The 14,092-nt window shown below is 40.4% G+C and carries 18 protein-coding genes; 14 read left to right on the top strand and 4 right to left on the bottom strand.

Annotated features, from left to right (window positions below; translation table 11 throughout):
- The coding region (locus R7F07_RS23945; RefSeq protein ID WP_206937396.1) for a transposase at positions 1 to 251 on the bottom strand (251 nt) is incomplete at its 3' end.
- Between the two features lie 564 nt (positions 252 to 815).
- Here R7F07_RS23945 and R7F07_RS23940 point away from each other — a divergent pair.
- From R7F07_RS23940 to R7F07_RS25640, 12 genes are all read left to right on the top strand, one after another.
- Positions 816 to 1,121, top strand: coding sequence for a hypothetical protein (locus tag R7F07_RS23940; protein WP_169567642.1), 306 nt, complete (start codon positions 816 to 818; stop codon positions 1,119 to 1,121).
- A 100-nt stretch (positions 1,122 to 1,221) separates the two neighbouring features.
- On the top strand, positions 1,222 to 1,824 hold the full coding sequence (locus R7F07_RS23935) for a hypothetical protein (RefSeq protein ID WP_140050539.1): 603 nt from the start codon (positions 1,222 to 1,224) through the stop codon (positions 1,822 to 1,824).
- A 127-nt stretch (positions 1,825 to 1,951) separates the two neighbouring features.
- Complete coding sequence (locus R7F07_RS23930) at positions 1,952 to 2,335, top strand: hypothetical protein (protein WP_025767063.1); 384 nt, start codon at positions 1,952 to 1,954, stop codon at positions 2,333 to 2,335.
- A gap of 10 nt (positions 2,336 to 2,345) precedes the next feature.
- Entirely contained in the window at positions 2,346 to 2,588 is a 243-nt protein-coding gene (locus tag R7F07_RS23925) for a hypothetical protein (protein ID WP_025767062.1), read from the top strand.
- Between the two features lie 327 nt (positions 2,589 to 2,915).
- Positions 2,916 to 3,089, top strand: coding sequence for an HNH endonuclease (locus R7F07_RS23920; RefSeq protein ID WP_140050538.1), 174 nt, complete (start codon positions 2,916 to 2,918; stop codon positions 3,087 to 3,089).
- A 202-nt stretch (positions 3,090 to 3,291) separates the two neighbouring features.
- Positions 3,292 to 3,498 (top strand): hypothetical protein, encoded by a 207-nt coding sequence (locus R7F07_RS23915; protein ID WP_025767061.1) that lies wholly within the window; start codon positions 3,292 to 3,294, stop codon positions 3,496 to 3,498.
- 352 nt (positions 3,499 to 3,850) lie between these two features.
- Positions 3,851 to 4,090, top strand: a complete 240-nt coding sequence (locus R7F07_RS23910; protein ID WP_025767060.1) for a hypothetical protein — start codon at positions 3,851 to 3,853, stop codon at positions 4,088 to 4,090.
- Between the two features lie 245 nt (positions 4,091 to 4,335).
- Complete coding sequence (locus R7F07_RS23905; RefSeq protein WP_025634880.1) at positions 4,336 to 5,025, top strand: HNH endonuclease; 690 nt, start codon at positions 4,336 to 4,338, stop codon at positions 5,023 to 5,025.
- Between the two features lie 7 nt (positions 5,026 to 5,032).
- On the top strand, positions 5,033 to 6,220 hold the full coding sequence (locus tag R7F07_RS23900; protein WP_025634881.1) for a hypothetical protein: 1,188 nt from the start codon (positions 5,033 to 5,035) through the stop codon (positions 6,218 to 6,220).
- Between the two features lie 3 nt (positions 6,221 to 6,223).
- A complete protein-coding gene (locus R7F07_RS23895) occupies positions 6,224 to 6,490 on the top strand; it encodes a hypothetical protein (RefSeq protein ID WP_025634882.1) in 267 nt (88 codons plus the stop codon).
- On the top strand, positions 6,490 to 9,513 hold the full coding sequence (locus R7F07_RS23890; protein ID WP_203347281.1) for a hypothetical protein: 3,024 nt from the start codon (positions 6,490 to 6,492) through the stop codon (positions 9,511 to 9,513). Before R7F07_RS23895 ends, R7F07_RS23890 begins: the two co-directional genes overlap by 1 nt.
- Positions 9,510 to 9,881 carry an RDD family protein gene (locus R7F07_RS25640; RefSeq protein WP_025767057.1) on the top strand — a complete coding sequence of 124 codons (372 nt, stop codon included), beginning with the start codon at positions 9,510 to 9,512 and terminating at the stop codon, positions 9,879 to 9,881. The genes R7F07_RS23890 and R7F07_RS25640 overlap by 4 nt, the downstream gene beginning before the upstream one ends.
- Here R7F07_RS25640 and R7F07_RS23885 read toward each other — a convergent pair.
- Together R7F07_RS23885 and R7F07_RS23880 are read right to left on the bottom strand one after the other, a co-directional pair.
- Positions 9,878 to 10,597 carry a hypothetical protein gene (locus R7F07_RS23885; protein ID WP_203347283.1) on the bottom strand — a complete coding sequence of 240 codons (720 nt, stop codon included), beginning with the start codon at positions 10,595 to 10,597 and terminating at the stop codon, positions 9,878 to 9,880. The two genes, R7F07_RS25640 and R7F07_RS23885, sit on opposite strands and share 4 nt — an antisense overlap.
- Positions 10,598 to 10,812: 215 nt before the next feature.
- The gene (locus R7F07_RS23880) at positions 10,813 to 12,021 is read right to left on the bottom strand and encodes an IS4 family transposase (RefSeq protein ID WP_032073033.1); all 1,209 of its coding nucleotides are present in this window, start codon (positions 12,019 to 12,021) and stop codon (positions 10,813 to 10,815) included.
- A gap of 524 nt (positions 12,022 to 12,545) precedes the next feature.
- Here R7F07_RS23880 and R7F07_RS23875 point away from each other — a divergent pair.
- Both R7F07_RS23875 and R7F07_RS25635 read left to right on the top strand, forming a co-directional pair.
- The gene (locus R7F07_RS23875; protein ID WP_025634888.1) at positions 12,546 to 12,857 is read left to right on the top strand and encodes a hypothetical protein; all 312 of its coding nucleotides are present in this window, start codon (positions 12,546 to 12,548) and stop codon (positions 12,855 to 12,857) included.
- Positions 12,766 to 13,326: a DUF1524 domain-containing protein gene (locus tag R7F07_RS25635; protein WP_369292832.1), complete on the top strand. Its 561-nt coding sequence runs from the start codon at positions 12,766 to 12,768 to the stop codon at positions 13,324 to 13,326. The genes R7F07_RS23875 and R7F07_RS25635 overlap by 92 nt, the downstream gene beginning before the upstream one ends.
- An 84-nt stretch (positions 13,327 to 13,410) precedes the next feature.
- Here the strand turns inward: R7F07_RS25635 and R7F07_RS23870 are convergent.
- On the bottom strand, positions 13,411 to 14,092 hold a 682-nt coding region (locus tag R7F07_RS23870), incomplete at its 5' end, for a Tn3 family transposase (protein WP_206947111.1).

Below are 14,092 nucleotides of genomic sequence, written 5' to 3'. Positions count from 1 at the left end.
CGTTCAAATACGCCAGCATCCCGCCACTCCTGAAATCGGCGATGAGCAGAGCTTGACGAGCATATACCGGTGGCATTTAGCGCATTCCACTGGCAACCCGTCCTGAGTACGAAGAAAATGGCGTTCATTGCAGCGCGATTATCAACCCGCTTGCGGTGCGTACCCAGCGGGTGTTGAGTTCTATGTTCCGGGATGAGAGGAGCCATTTTCTCCCAGAGTTCATCACTGATTTGCCACTTATTACCTGCCATACGTTGCCCTCATAAATTATCATTATGTATTATCTGACAATTCCTTTTGGGATAGGTTCTTAGATAATAATAAGTATTGCCTAGACAAAGAAGCATTAAAAGATGGTTTTCATTGGTTGGTTCCAGACAGGGAAATAGATCCGATTAACTGGTTTAACTCAACAACATGGCAGTATGTGAACGCTGAACTTTTAAAAATAGGAGACTAAAACAGGAGTAAGACTGAAACTAGAGATGACCTTGAATTAGATAAACTATCAAACACCTCTAACCCATTCGCTTTTGAATTAACTGAAAAATCTAAGGAAAACATGCGTTCTTTGGTGAAGCATGTAGATGGTTGAACTTGGAACGAGCGTCTTGATTCCATCAACAAAAAAGATGGTAATTAATATGATGTATCGTGGCTAGACATCAACAATGATCTTTATGGTGCGGGAAAGTGGTTTTATGAGCAAGCTAAAGAAGAAGCAACGCCTTCTCATAGGCGAGATTTACATGCGCTTGTCAACTATGAATACACAGGCGATTTTTTGTCGCTGAAGTAATGGGAAAATCGAAAATATGAAAATACAGTTAGTAGCTACGATCTTAGCTGCTCTTTCCTTGCAAGCTCAAGCAACGACTCAAGAAGAAATGGTAATCGAATTAGGTCATTCTATTGCGCTAAGTTTACTTGATGCAAAGTTGGAATTGGCTTGTGACTCCAACATTAACAACCTAGGTGAAATTACTCTCAAAGTTAATCAGGAGTGCGTTTCAACAATCAACAAACTTCGGTCAACGTTAGAGACAGAGCCGACAGCAGTAGACTTGGTTAAACAGGTTGATTCTTTTATGGATTCAAATTCTATCCCACTCACTAAGTAACTTGAGAGTATTGGAAAAATCGAACTTGTGCAAAAGGCATTTAACAGGTTGATTTGAGTGCCTTTGATAGAAGTAGTAATAACAACTTGGAGTGCAAACTTTGTCAAAGAATGAAATGCAATATGCAGTATGGCAGATGCCCCATACCGAAAAAGATTTAGCTGTTTTGGTAGATGCTGCTGAGTTACCTATTCTAGATCGTGGAGAGGAGGGTGTGCTAAACCCTGACACACCATTAAATGATGATCATTTAAAACTAAAGTTGGTTTACGGTGTGCTCATGTCCAATAACCTTCGAGGTTTACAAAACTATGAAGGGATGAATCACTTAGTTGATGTCCATCAGGATAAATGGTTAGTTCATCTAAAGCCAAACGATGATGAGGATAAACCATTAGAAGCAATCTATCTTGGATTTGAAGATATGATGGTTTTGCATTGCAGGGGATTAAGACAAGGTGATTTTGCTTTCGCTGCTCTTATGGGTCTACCTGATAGCTTGGAACTTCATTCAGATAAGCTGTGGGGTGTAACATCGTTCCTTCGTTTACATGATTTAGACATGGCTACAAACCTAATTAATCGAGAAATCATCATTTCGCTAGTCGAAGAAGAAGTTGTCGAGGCAGAACTAACTAAAGAAAATTGGAAATCATTTGTTAACGAGGGACTGGCAAAGTCTTTAGCTAAAAAAGTAGGTTAATTAGGATAGGGAACATATTAGCTCATAAAAACCTTAGATTTACCTTTTAGAACCGTAAAAATGCTTCAAAAATAAGAACGCAGACCTTAAAGAAAAAGTTAAGACAACGACCAAGGACTAACAAGAAATGAAAATAGTATTAGCTAAAGAAATTAGTGATAGCCTGAGTGAATATACAAATGCCGATAGCTCCATCTGCGTACAACAAGTTACCTTATGGTTTGATGTGATTGCTACAGAGTTGGAGCTAACTGAGGTATCTAAAGAGAAACTAAACTATATCACTACTCCTTCAATTATAATCAAGTTGAGCCAATCTAATCAGCGCATACATGACCTATTATTGGGGGTTGCTGGGTATCCAAATTTAGATAAAGAAGAAGCAGAATTTCAAGTTAAGTGTAGGCTATCAGTCCTGAAATCCGCATGGATGCACAGAGCATACGGTTTGACGTTGCAAGATGCTTTCACTGATGGAGAACTATTCTTTAACGCTCTCATCAAGATGTAGGTAACACCTTATGTTAGACAATATATTAGCTAGATATTGGCAACCTAAAGGAACCTCTTTACATAAGCACCATTTACAAGCAATTGTCATCGGTTTTGTATTAAGTCTAGTGTTACTTTTCGTTGGCGTTATTAATCGTGAAATGGCTTTTTCAGTGATGATCTTGATTGTCGTACTCCAGTTCTTAGGGATGTGGTTGGCTAGAAAGAGATTTGGTAATAGAAATCCCAATAAAGTTGGATATAAAGAGTAGTTCCTGCTGGATAGAGATAGTTACGAGCCATTGCAGATCTGGTCATATAACCAAGCCGATAAAGCCAAAAAAGAAGTCCCCAAATTGGTTAGGAAGCTACTTGCTCGCACTCAGATACATCGTGCTTGGTTACAAAGCGCAACTGGCTCATTTCAGTTGCCAGTTTTAGAGCGAATTTAACGTTGGAAGATAGTATTGGAATTAGTAACTTAGATTAGAAACCAACTCACCTATGACCCTGATAGTGGCATCATCCAGTGGAAAAAGTTGGGCAGAGGCCGCCGAGCTAATCTAGTTGCGGGATGCGTCAAGCGGAAGAAAGGCAACGTGTGGCGCAGAATTGTCATTGACGGTAAAGAGTACACATCTGGTCAAATCGCTTGGTCAATAATGACTGGTCATTTTCCTGATTTCATCATCGATCATAAAGATGGTGATTCTCTAAATGATAAATGGAGCAATTTACGTAGGGGGACAACTGCGTTGCTCAGAGAAATTTAGCTAGAAGTCGCCGCAACAAAACTGGTGTGACTGGAGTGAAACAGATCAATGGCTACTTTGTCGCCTACATCGGAGTGGGTAATAAGCAAAAGTACCTTAGTAGCACAAGTGACTTTTTTGAGGCTGTTTGCTTAAGAAAGCGAGCAGAGAAACAGTACAAATACAGCCCTAGACATGGGCTGTAATCAACATTGGAAAAAACATGCCAGAACCAAAACCTAACCACCGGAAGTTCGCGGACTTTATTACTAACGTTTCAGCCCTTGCTAGTGCCTATTTCTTAGTCCGATTTGTCCTAGATTTTTCTCTAGAAACTCTAATCGAGAATGAAAATTTAATGTGGTTCTTCATTTTCGCTTTTATTACTGCAGTGTATGGTTTTATCTACGGAAAAAACGGCAAAAAATGAGATTGTAAACAACTAGATTGTGTAAAAGGTATTGAATTACACCTACATGCTTATGACAACTGTCAAAATAGGCGATTCAAATGGATTAATGCCATCAGAACAACTTGATAACAAAGAGGGAGCCATGTTCAACATAAGAACTAGACACTCGTATGGCCACTAGAAGAACTGGGGGTGGTGCTTAAAGGTCAGTAAACCCGACTAAAACTGGTGATGCTGTTGGAGAGCTAAGTGATCTCTTAGATGTTGCCCTATACAACCGCCCATGTACAAGCAGAAGCGTAAGATAGATAAGCTAGTTAAGACGCTGCTGAAACCTAAAAAGAAACATTAACTGGATAAGGAAAACTGTATGACAAGTGTATATAAACTGATATGCGAGCGAGCCTATTTTGTTGGGTATGAGCAGCTTTTCTTGCCAAGAAGTTTTAGGCGGCTGGTTGCTAGAAGTGAGTTGCACAGAGCTTGGTTAGCAGGTAATCAAGGTAATATCGGTGCGACCGATGGCGTTTTGTATCGGAAATGGTTTACTAACCGCAAGCATCATACAAATGCCACTATTAAACAGCTATGGCGTAGCATAAATCGATAACCCGAAACATCAGTATTTATAAGCAACAGAAAAAGAAAGAAGCCACATCTTTACTCATAATCGCTCGCCATCCTCTACTGTTCACCTGCCCACGTTATAAAGATATCAATCGGAAAAGTACTCAGTTCGATCTTGGTATAAGCGCTTACTTAACGCCTCTCCAAATTATTCCTTGTTAATCATCCCAATTATTATGATAATTGGGGTATTGTAAAATATCCACAAATGACATATATAGGTGAGTAATGTTCATAGGTGTTAGTAGAAGCCATCAATGGCGTTTATCAGAACCACCAGAACCATCTGATGATAAAGACTTTCAACTAAAAAGGGTGGAGTTTTTATCAGATGTTGACTATCGATGTACTGATTGCCATTTTCGTTCAGAAAAGTATCAACATGTTCATCACAAGGATGGGAATCACAAACATAACGAAATCATTAACTTTGAGTGTAAATGCCCTCTATGTCATATGTGTGAACATCTGGGTTTTGTTGCAGATAATAAACTTGCCACTTTAGTTTTTTGTCCCTCTTTGACCCAGGAGGAGCTCAATGCTTACGTTCGAATATCTTGGGTTGCAAATTACTTAGCAAAAATCCAAGGTCCAGAAAAATGCGGTACTACGCTTCTGCGTATTGCACGCGATACAGGGCTCTGGATCGAGCTCCTTTCTGCTACGGCGCAGCAAGTAAGTCAAGTGTACAAAATAACCAACATTAGGGCACTAGCTGAAGACTTTCGTGCTATGGATGACAAAGAGTATTCCGAACGTCAGTTAAAGTACCCTCATTTAAGGTTGCTGTTTACTCCAGATCCCTTTTCTCGAGAGATAGAGGAGTGGAGTAGGAACCAAGACTTCTTTTCAGATTTCTATGACCCAAACAATTGGCCAGAAATAGTGAACAACCATATCTCTAGTTTAGAAGGATAGGATATTAATGAACACATATGGCGTAGCGATATTCAACGATGAAAAAAAACCTAGGAGTGGATTCTCTTGTGTCGATGGCAAGGTGAAGGAGTTTAGTTCCTATTCTGATTTGGAGATGTCTACAATTTGGGTAACTAACATTCAACACTCTATATTTCAAAAAGAAGCCCTCTACAAAGTACCTAACCTACGTTCGTCGCAATATTTAAGGTTGTCTTTACAACAGATAATGAGGGAGTTGAATGTTAAAAAAGATATTGAAGGTATTCAACATTTAGCAAAGCTAGTTCAGTCAATTGCTGCAGATCTACAGGGTAAATTCGAACTTAATCCGGACTACCTTCGATATCGCCTTGGTGGTGAAATCCCACAATACCTGGAATCACAAGGGTTCCTACCTTCTGAACTACTAAATATAAGTGAACTCGCAGACGCTTCAGCTAAAGCGGCATTAAATGATGCGTATCAGTCATTCCAAGGTACTGTAAAGTCTGCAAACGGAAAGATCTATCATTATACCTTACCAAGGGTTGCGCATTTCGAATACTTAATGAATCAAAACTTTCCTTTGGATAACAATTGGGAAGAATTTACGTTTAGTAGCGATGGGCCAATTGTTGCTGGATATAAAAACAAAGTACTACTCCCTGATACAGAAAAAGTCATAATAGGTTTAAAGAACCTCCATAAAAATACTGCTGCAATTCTAAATATCAAAGTAAAGTCTATCGACCCAAAGCGAGCTCAAAGTTTTACCTTTGGAATCGAAGGTGTGAAATCTACAACGAGAATATGGGCTGCTCTTCCAGAGGTTATTGATATTTTACGTTACTGTGAGGTTGAAATTTTGGGAGGCCTGAAAACTAATGCTGGTAAGTTGGATGTAAGGCCTGAAATAGACCTATCAAAAAATAGATATAGTTACTCTAAAGGTGTGGTCAGTGAAAATATTTGGTGTGCCTTAGCCGATAAAGTCCACTTAGGAAGTCAAAAACAAGCTACTGGCCTGGGAGTGTACCTCAGAGCATATGACAGGATTATTTGCTCCAAACTTGCGGAAGCGTTTATGAAAGCAGGTTTCGTCGGCGGTGGGTTTGGTGTCGGTGCGGCAAGGGTTTGGTTAAGTAGCCAAGATGTAAAAAAAGCCAATATTATTGCAGAAAAATTTGGCGCAATGCCAGATATCGGAGTGTAGAAAATGGAAATTGAACCGCTAGAAATTTTCTCAGATGGTCAAATGCCCGAGACATACAAAAAGCTTCAAGATTTGAATGTGTTCGGAAAGCTTAACTCACAGTTTCATAACTCGTTTGGGGTACAGGATGTCATTAAACTAGATCAAATTGAACAGCTAGATGATGCGGATAAGAAAGCTCAAATGAGTGAATTAATCACAGCCCTATCTACAAGAAGAGTGGATACTCAACCAGTTATTGCGAAGAAAGTAAAGAGGTTAACTATCTAATGGGAGCTCTTTCATTTTTAGCGAATCTAATCGCCTATAAACCCTATGAGATTTGTCAATTAGAAACAACATCAAGCATTGACCCTCACTCACTGCTAACTCACGATGGTTCAATGGTTACCCTACTAAAGTTGAACGGGGCTTACAGGTTCTACTCAAATAAGCAGGAGCTTGCCATACTTGACTTTATGGCAAGTAGAGCTCGACAAAATTTTACAGACAGTGGAAACAGAATAGATTTTGTTATCGATATTGATTCAAGTCGTTCTGAGAGCTTTGTGAACAAGTGTCTTAATACAGTGGACTCTGTATCAAAAACGATGGGCTACCAAAATGAGAAGTTAAACAAGACTGAAAAGAGCCTCATTTCTCAGCTAATTAAGCCAGAGATGACCTATATTGTATTGACTACGACACCCCAAACTCTTGATAGACCAAACATCAAAGAGGGTAATGAAAATAGAAAAAAATTGGCAGATGAATATGGTCACAGTTTAAGCAGTAGCTCTAAGACCCAGAATCACTGGGTAGAAACGATGCAGATTTACGACCAGCATCGTTCTTTTGTTACAGAAATGACTAATATTTTTTCTGAGTACGTTCTATTCGAAAAACTAGAGTCTCATCGTGCATTAAAGGAAATCAGAGATCTTCTATACCGAGACTTTGAAAACCAGGACCGTTGGAAACCATCCACACGACAAGAATCATCTCCTAAAATAATGAGCAATCATACCTACAAGGTTGATACTGATGAGATTGGGCATAGCTCCATACATTCGCAGATAGTAGAACAGCCTTTTGAGGATGCTAAAAGACCTGACTTTAAGTTTTTCAATGGTCACTGCTATACCACGCTTGAGCGTTACTTAGTCGGGGATGAGCCTATGTTAATGAGGAGTTTTATAAACCGAGTTAACAGAGATGTTCCTATGCGTATATCGTACACTCTGGTTTCTGGCTCCCAAAGTATACAAACCTCTAAAATGACTAAATCGAGTCTCACCACATTCGTTGCTAAAACTAACCCAATATCAAGTGAAATTCTGAAAGCCTGTAATAAGACAACAAAGTTCATTCAAGAAGGAGGGTGTGCAGTAGAGTGTTATATGTCGGTGACTGTTTGGGGTGATAACGAAACGGAAACTAATACACGTTTCAAAGCCGTACAAAGTGCACTTAGAGGTTGGGGAGGGGAAAGGCAACGTATGTGCTCATTTCCTATAGAGGGCCTTTTATCCTCTTTACCTGGCTATAGCTCAAGGCCTGTTGGGAGAGCGAGTAATGACAGTATTGAAACAGCCTTCTCGTCCGCTCCAATCATACGTCCTGCCTCGCCGTGGGACTCCGGCGTATTGCTCTATATCACACCTGATGGCAAGCCATGGCCTATTGACTTTGATTCAACACAGTCACATCACTTGAATTTAGTTAGTGGATCTATGGGTTCTGGTAAGTCAGTTCAAGCTGGTGTATTAACCAGGGCAATGCATTTCTTAGCTGGAACGACATCGTTGCCTCTTATTGCGGGGGTCGACTATGGTGAGTCAATATTATTCACTGCCGAAACTGTTAGGGCAAACCTGAAGAAAGAGGATAGAGCTAAAGTAGGGGCAATCAGTCTTGCCAATGAAAAGACAAGCGCTTACAACATGCTTGAGCCACAATATGGTTACAATAAATTGGCTAAGCCGGAGAACAACACTGCGACTGCTTTTGTTACTAAGATAGTCAATGGTGGCTCGAAACAGCCAATCCACGTACAACTTGATAACTGTGTTTCAGCAATAATTGACAGTATGGTAGCAAAGGCTATTTCACAGCCTAGGAAAATTGACCCTTCGCAACCCGGCGTCGATAAAATACAGAAAGAGCTTGCTCACCATCTTGTACAAAAACATTTAAAGAGCGAGTCGTCGTACAGCTACCTAAACGCCCGTAATGCCCTATACAAAGCATCGAATGAAGAAGGTATATCTAACGCTCAACGACAATATTTCCTAAGATTGTCAAAAATAGCTCATAGGTATATTTGGCCGCTGATCTCTGACTTACCCAAAGAGGTAAAGTCGGCTGAACAGCAAAGCGCTATGGGTTCTTTCAAAGTTGGAGGAGAAAAACTACTGGACCTAATTGGTGCTTCAGTGCAGCTGATGACAGATCGATATAGCGCAATTTTAGGCTCATATCCGATGGTAGATTACTCTGACCTTTCAATGCTGTTTGTAAACGCTAAACCAGTTGTAGATTCCGCCCCAGCAGCGATGAAAAATGCATGGTTTATTCTTGCAAAAGGTCTAGCTCAAAGGCATTTCTGGGTACATGAAGATGATGTAAAAAATGATGCAGATCCTGTGTTTTATAAGCGTGCACTTCGAATTGCTCGAGCGAAAAAGCCTTTACCCAAGTATTACTTCCAAGACGAATACGAACAGGCTCAATGTCCTGAGTTAGATGAAAACTTTGATAAAGAAGTAAAAACAGCGCGTAAGTATCGTGAGATCATCACTTTATTGACACAGATGTACGAAGCTTTCCCTCCATCTATTCGCGACTTGGCTACTAATACCTTCATTTGCAACATCCCAGGTGTAGGTACAGAACGGGTGATTAAGGAACAGTTTAAGCTAACAGATGATGAGTTTGAATCTATAGAATCGTATGTCGGTAAAGCTGGAATTTTAAATGGCATGGGGCGCGGAATCTTGTACATAGGTAAGCTGAAGAAAATACAAGCGCCAATTATTCAACCTATCGTATCGGTGTTACCTCCTGGCTTAGTATGGTCATTAGCAAGTGATGCCGAAGATGTTCATGTCAGAAGAAAAGTAAAAGAGGCATTAGGTGACTCAGTACCTTATGATGAATTGAATATTGCATTAGGACAGGTTTTGTCGTTCCCAGATATGAAAGCACTCATCAAGAAGAAGGGTGAAGTCGATGATATGACTGACAAAGATGTTTACATTGATTGTATCAATAGGGTTAAAGAACATATTTTATTAAACGGAGTTGGTACGTGATAAAGAGATTTTTGGCATTTGTAACCGACTATTGTTTGATTAGCTTATTATTCGGTATTTTAGAGTTTTACGTCTTTGAACTAAATGCGTTGACTATCCAAAGCATAGGTTATTTCTATGTGTTCTTTTTCTTTACGATGATGGGCCAATACATACTTTTGAAGAGGACGTTAGGGGAAAAAATATTCAAACTTCAGGTGCAAGGAAAAGAAGGTGAGAACGTTGAGGTTTCTACTTATGTGTATCGTTTGTTCGGTACTCTAATTTGCTTAACGGTGCCGATTTTGTTCTTGATAGTTGTTTTCCCTAAACGTCGATCTCTGTCTGACCGGATGAGCTCGAGTAACGTCAAAACTCGTATAGTTTAAAGAATCTTTTCTGTGGCAATATCTATTGGCTCATCAGGGGATATTGTCATTGAGTGGTTAACACGCCATAGAGAAATGGGTGAGCGACTAAATCTATCTAAGTTATAAATCGAATCGTCAATTTGAACCATACTCCGGTAAATCACTTTTCCATGATTATTCTTCAGTTGCAAGATAAAGCTCGGCGTGGAGTAGTCCGAAGTGTTTCTTTGCATCTGAGTGGTTAGTATTTTCTGAATACTGTAACGTTTTGAGCCATTATCGATTTTAGATATTAGTGCGGTAAAAACCTTGCGTTCAAATGATGAAGTAATAGGTACCTGATTTGTCAATGAAACGATTGGTTGGATGTAAACGGTGTGTAGCTTAATTCTTTCTGAGTGCATTTGGCATAAGGTTGCTAAGACGAAATAAGGTCCTTCCACTTCTTTAAGTGCCGATTTGGCTAAAGGGCTCACCAAACGGGTAAACGACAGACACGTGTCATCAATTACTAAAGAATGTTCTTTTAACTCAATAGTATTGGTGATGAACATGCAAAATGCTTGTGGGCGTCCAGGGCCTTTCCACCCAGCCCCGGTTTTACGATAGAGTTTTGAAAAAGCGTATCTCAAACCTGTTGGTCCGATAAATATGTATTTATCAAGAGTACTACTTCCAAAGAGGATTTTATTGGCAGACCTCTTAAGTTTGAATAAGTGCTGTTCAGCCGACATAGATTTTCCGGAGAAATGCCAATTTGATAGTGTGTCGGTTAATAAATGATAATACAGCCTTTCTAACTTACTCTCTCCATGCCGTACACTGGGCGTTCGTGTTGAAGTTGACTTTGGATTAGTTGAATCAGTTCCAGTAGAAGGGAGCGCTCTGTGATAAATAAAGGTATTAAAATCTGATTCTTCGGACTCAGGCGAAATACTGAGGGATCCCCTCATAATTTCCCCAAAGCACAACCATGTTTGAATAGATTTTGAGCAAGCAGGGTTGCAGCCGCGAGCAAGTCTTCCCTCGTTATTGTGTAGCCAGAATGCCGCAAAACTTCCATCCCTAAGCGCACTGTTGAGAGTACATTTCGATTTTTGACAGTGTTAGCTTGGAAGTGCTTATCCCAACCTTGTTTCTGACCATGAACTCCAGCAAGCCAAAATGTCAGTTGAAGCATTAGGGCGATTAGCAGCATGATATCAAAGCGCTCTGAGCTGCTAGTTCGGCTATGACGGAGGCCTAAACCGTAGGCTGGGCTTTTCAAGTCTCGGAAGGTTTCTTCAATTTGCATACGCTTCGAGTAGAGCCTAACAAGTTGCTTTGGTGTTCGGATTTCAACGGGCAAGTTAGTCGCTAAAACCCATGGTTCTTTTGTCGAAGCGGAGTAGATTTTAGGTGACGGATGATGACAATTAGTCCGTGTCGAACGCTGATTTTTTCGGCCTTTAGGACGTGATTTATACAGTGCAATTTGACATGAAATTGGGTTGCTCTTAGTCAACCTCTTATAGCCTAAAGTCTTTGAGCGACTTGAGGATATGCTATGTAAGTTGCTGATAGGTTGCCAGTTTTCCGCACCTAAATCTGCATATTGCACTTTCCCTCTGACTCGACTTAACCAGTACCAACCTAGCTTTTCAACGGATTTATACCATGGCACTTTAAAGCCAGCATCACTGACAATGAGCGGTGTAGTGTTACTCGGTAGAATGCTTGCAAGGTCGGCTAGAAATTGGTCATGAGCCTTCTTTGAACATTGCTCTGAAAGCGGAAAGGCTTTCTCATAAAGAGTAATAGAACGACCATGTAGTGCCACCGAAGCCCGCAATACCATAAGCCGTTTTTGCTCACGAATATCAGACCAGTCAACAAGAACAATGGGCATCGAATTACCTGAACAGATAAAGCTGGCATGCCAACGGTATACAGCGAGTCGCTCTTTGTGCAAGTGACGATTACCTAACAATCTGTCGATTCGTTTGATGTTATGTTTTGTTCTGGCTTTCGTTGGCAGGTTACGACCAAGTTCGGTAAGAGTGAGCGTTTTACATTCAAGTAATGCGTGGCAAGCCAGCGTTAAACTGTTGAGTCGTTTTAAGTGCAATTCAGGGCAGAATTGGTAAAGAGAGTCGTGTAAAATATCGAGTTCGCACATCTTGTTGTCTGGTTATTGATTTTTCTCAGAACCATTTGATCACATGACAAGATGTGCATCTACCTTAAATTTATGATTTTTATCAAAATCATTAGGGGATTCCTCAGGGCGAAATATCTCTATTTACCGCTTCTCTGCAACCTTTTATGTCTGAGTACAAGGGACAATTTTGCAGATGTTGGCCATGCTCATAATGATTCACCATGAATATGTAATCCCCCCTTTTACGTAGATACATTGTGGCTGGTGGTGATACACAGTGGCAATTGAGTACTGAATCAGAAAGACGGAGAATTTTTAATTTGGATTGGGCTTCTGGGCTTTTAATACGATTTTTAAGCAGCAAGGAAGGTTGTTCAAAAGTGTGATGTTCAGAGTCCAAATTTTTATCAGAACTAGATACAGTTATGTGCATGCGAACACCTATTAATAGAATGCAAAAATATACCACATTAGCTATGAGGCAATACCGCCTGTAAATCATTAAACGATGACAAATTAACTACAAAAGGCAAATATATAGTATGAGATATCTTCTAGTTACAGTTCATAATTATCCCAGGTTTTACAAAAGTGACGGTGAGATAGTTCACATTGATCTAAATTATGTGGATTCCAAAACTATTTCTTCATTAGATGAAAATGGAGATTTATTTCACGTTAAAGTATCTGGAAGTCCTCCGTGTGTTCGTGATATTTGGTTAATTGATTCGGTAGATGTGGCACTAGATACATTGGCTAGTTATGGGATCTATCCATTCAAGAATAAGGCCGCAGCAAGAGCGAATGCCAAAAGGCTTGGGCTTAGTGCATTCAAGTATATTGCTGTACCATAATAATCAATGGAAGTTTATGAAAACAATTTCTAAAGCTGTTCTTACAAGCATCTTATTGGTTTCTTTTGATGCTTATTCAACAGAGATATGGCGGGGTTTAATAGTCAAACCTGAGAATAGATGTTCTCCATACGATAAATCTCAACAATACAACTATTCTCAACGAGTAGAAGATCACATAGTAAGTAGTATGGGGGGATTGATATATGGCCCTTACACTGGCAGTTACTTTGAATCTGACCGATACACAGACATTGAGCATATAGTGTCAACAAGTGAAGCACATGATAGCGGAATGTGCTCACAATCCAGTGAAATGCGCATTCAATTTGCCAGTGATCTCCTGAATCTTACATTAGCTTCACCTACTGTAAACCGTTGTGGTGACAACGGTAAGTGTGGAAAGGACGCTGGAGAGTGGTTACCCCAAAAAAACAGATGCTGGTTTGCTAATAGAGTGGGGTTCTAGGGATTTTCCCCTCTAAAAAGACATAATCCTCTGTAGACCACACCAATAAATGGCTGCGGAGGTGGTTTACTTTCAGCTTGGAGCCTAATCATCCACTATCGGCCTTGTTATTTCGCCAATATTGGGCAATTTCCCAGTATTAGTGAAGTTATACGTTCCGCTTAAGTTGATATTTTGCCACGCAACGGGCGAAACAGCACGAGTGATACCCGCTTTCTCTTCATCTCCTCTCGCTTCAAAGTGTCCCAGCAGATGACTCAGTATCGCGGAGTTGAAGTAGATGATCGCGTTGGCAAGCAATCTTGCACATTCATTCCAGATAGCGATTTCACTCTCGTTTTTGCCTCGGAACTGATCGCCATTCACCGACGCAATAGCCCGTCTCAGGAAGTGCCACGCTTCTCCCCGGTTAAGGGCACGCTGAACGTACTGCCGCAAACTGGCATTGTCTATGTAATCCAGTAAATATTGCGCTTTGACCAGTCGATTATACTCCGTCAGCGCCTGTAATGTCGGGTGCCCCGAAGGATAACCAGACAACTTTCTTACCAGCATTGCCTGTGTCGTTCGCTTTGTCTGAAGTGACAGAACAATGCGCCTAATATCCTGCCATCCCGTTTCGATGACATTCGTCCTGATGGGCTTTTTCAGGGCAAGGTTGGTGCCGCCGTGTTCATTTTCAGTTACGGCAAACAGATCATTGATGACACTACTGAACTGCGCGTATCGCGGTGCAAAACTGTAACCGCATAGATCCAGTAAGGCG

The sequence above is a fragment of the Vibrio sp. YT-16 genome, assembly GCF_033337405.1.
Taxonomy (GTDB): domain Bacteria; phylum Pseudomonadota; class Gammaproteobacteria; order Enterobacterales; family Vibrionaceae; genus Vibrio; species Vibrio alginolyticus.
This window is presented reverse-complemented; position numbering and strand designations above follow the sequence as displayed.

Bases quoted from the DNA above. Each gene is read 5' to 3' on its own strand.
- R7F07_RS23940 (WP_169567642.1), top strand. From the start codon at position 816: ATGAAAATACAGTTAGTAGCTACGATCTTAGCTGCTCTTTCCTTGCAA.
- R7F07_RS23930 (WP_025767063.1), top strand. From the start codon at position 1,952: ATGAAAATAGTATTAGCTAAAGAAATTAGTGATAGCCTGAGTGAATAT.
- R7F07_RS23925 (WP_025767062.1), top strand. From the start codon at position 2,346: ATGTTAGACAATATATTAGCTAGATATTGGCAACCTAAAGGAACCTCT.
- R7F07_RS23915 (WP_025767061.1), top strand. From the start codon at position 3,292: ATGCCAGAACCAAAACCTAACCACCGGAAGTTCGCGGACTTTATTACT.
- R7F07_RS23910 (WP_025767060.1), top strand. From the start codon at position 3,851: ATGACAAGTGTATATAAACTGATATGCGAGCGAGCCTATTTTGTTGGG.
- R7F07_RS23905 (WP_025634880.1), top strand. From the start codon at position 4,336: ATGTTCATAGGTGTTAGTAGAAGCCATCAATGGCGTTTATCAGAACCA.
- R7F07_RS23900 (WP_025634881.1), top strand. From the start codon at position 5,033: ATGAACACATATGGCGTAGCGATATTCAACGATGAAAAAAAACCTAGG.
- R7F07_RS23895 (WP_025634882.1), top strand. From the start codon at position 6,224: ATGGAAATTGAACCGCTAGAAATTTTCTCAGATGGTCAAATGCCCGAG.
- R7F07_RS23890 (WP_203347281.1), top strand. From the start codon at position 6,490: ATGGGAGCTCTTTCATTTTTAGCGAATCTAATCGCCTATAAACCCTAT.
- R7F07_RS23885 (WP_203347283.1), bottom strand. From the start codon at position 10,597: ATGTCGGCTGAACAGCACTTATTCAAACTTAAGAGGTCTGCCAATAAA.
- R7F07_RS23880 (WP_032073033.1), bottom strand. From the start codon at position 12,021: ATGTGCGAACTCGATATTTTACACGACTCTCTTTACCAATTCTGCCCT.
- R7F07_RS23875 (WP_025634888.1), top strand. From the start codon at position 12,546: ATGAGATATCTTCTAGTTACAGTTCATAATTATCCCAGGTTTTACAAA.
- R7F07_RS25635 (WP_369292832.1), top strand. From the start codon at position 12,766: ATGGGATCTATCCATTCAAGAATAAGGCCGCAGCAAGAGCGAATGCCA.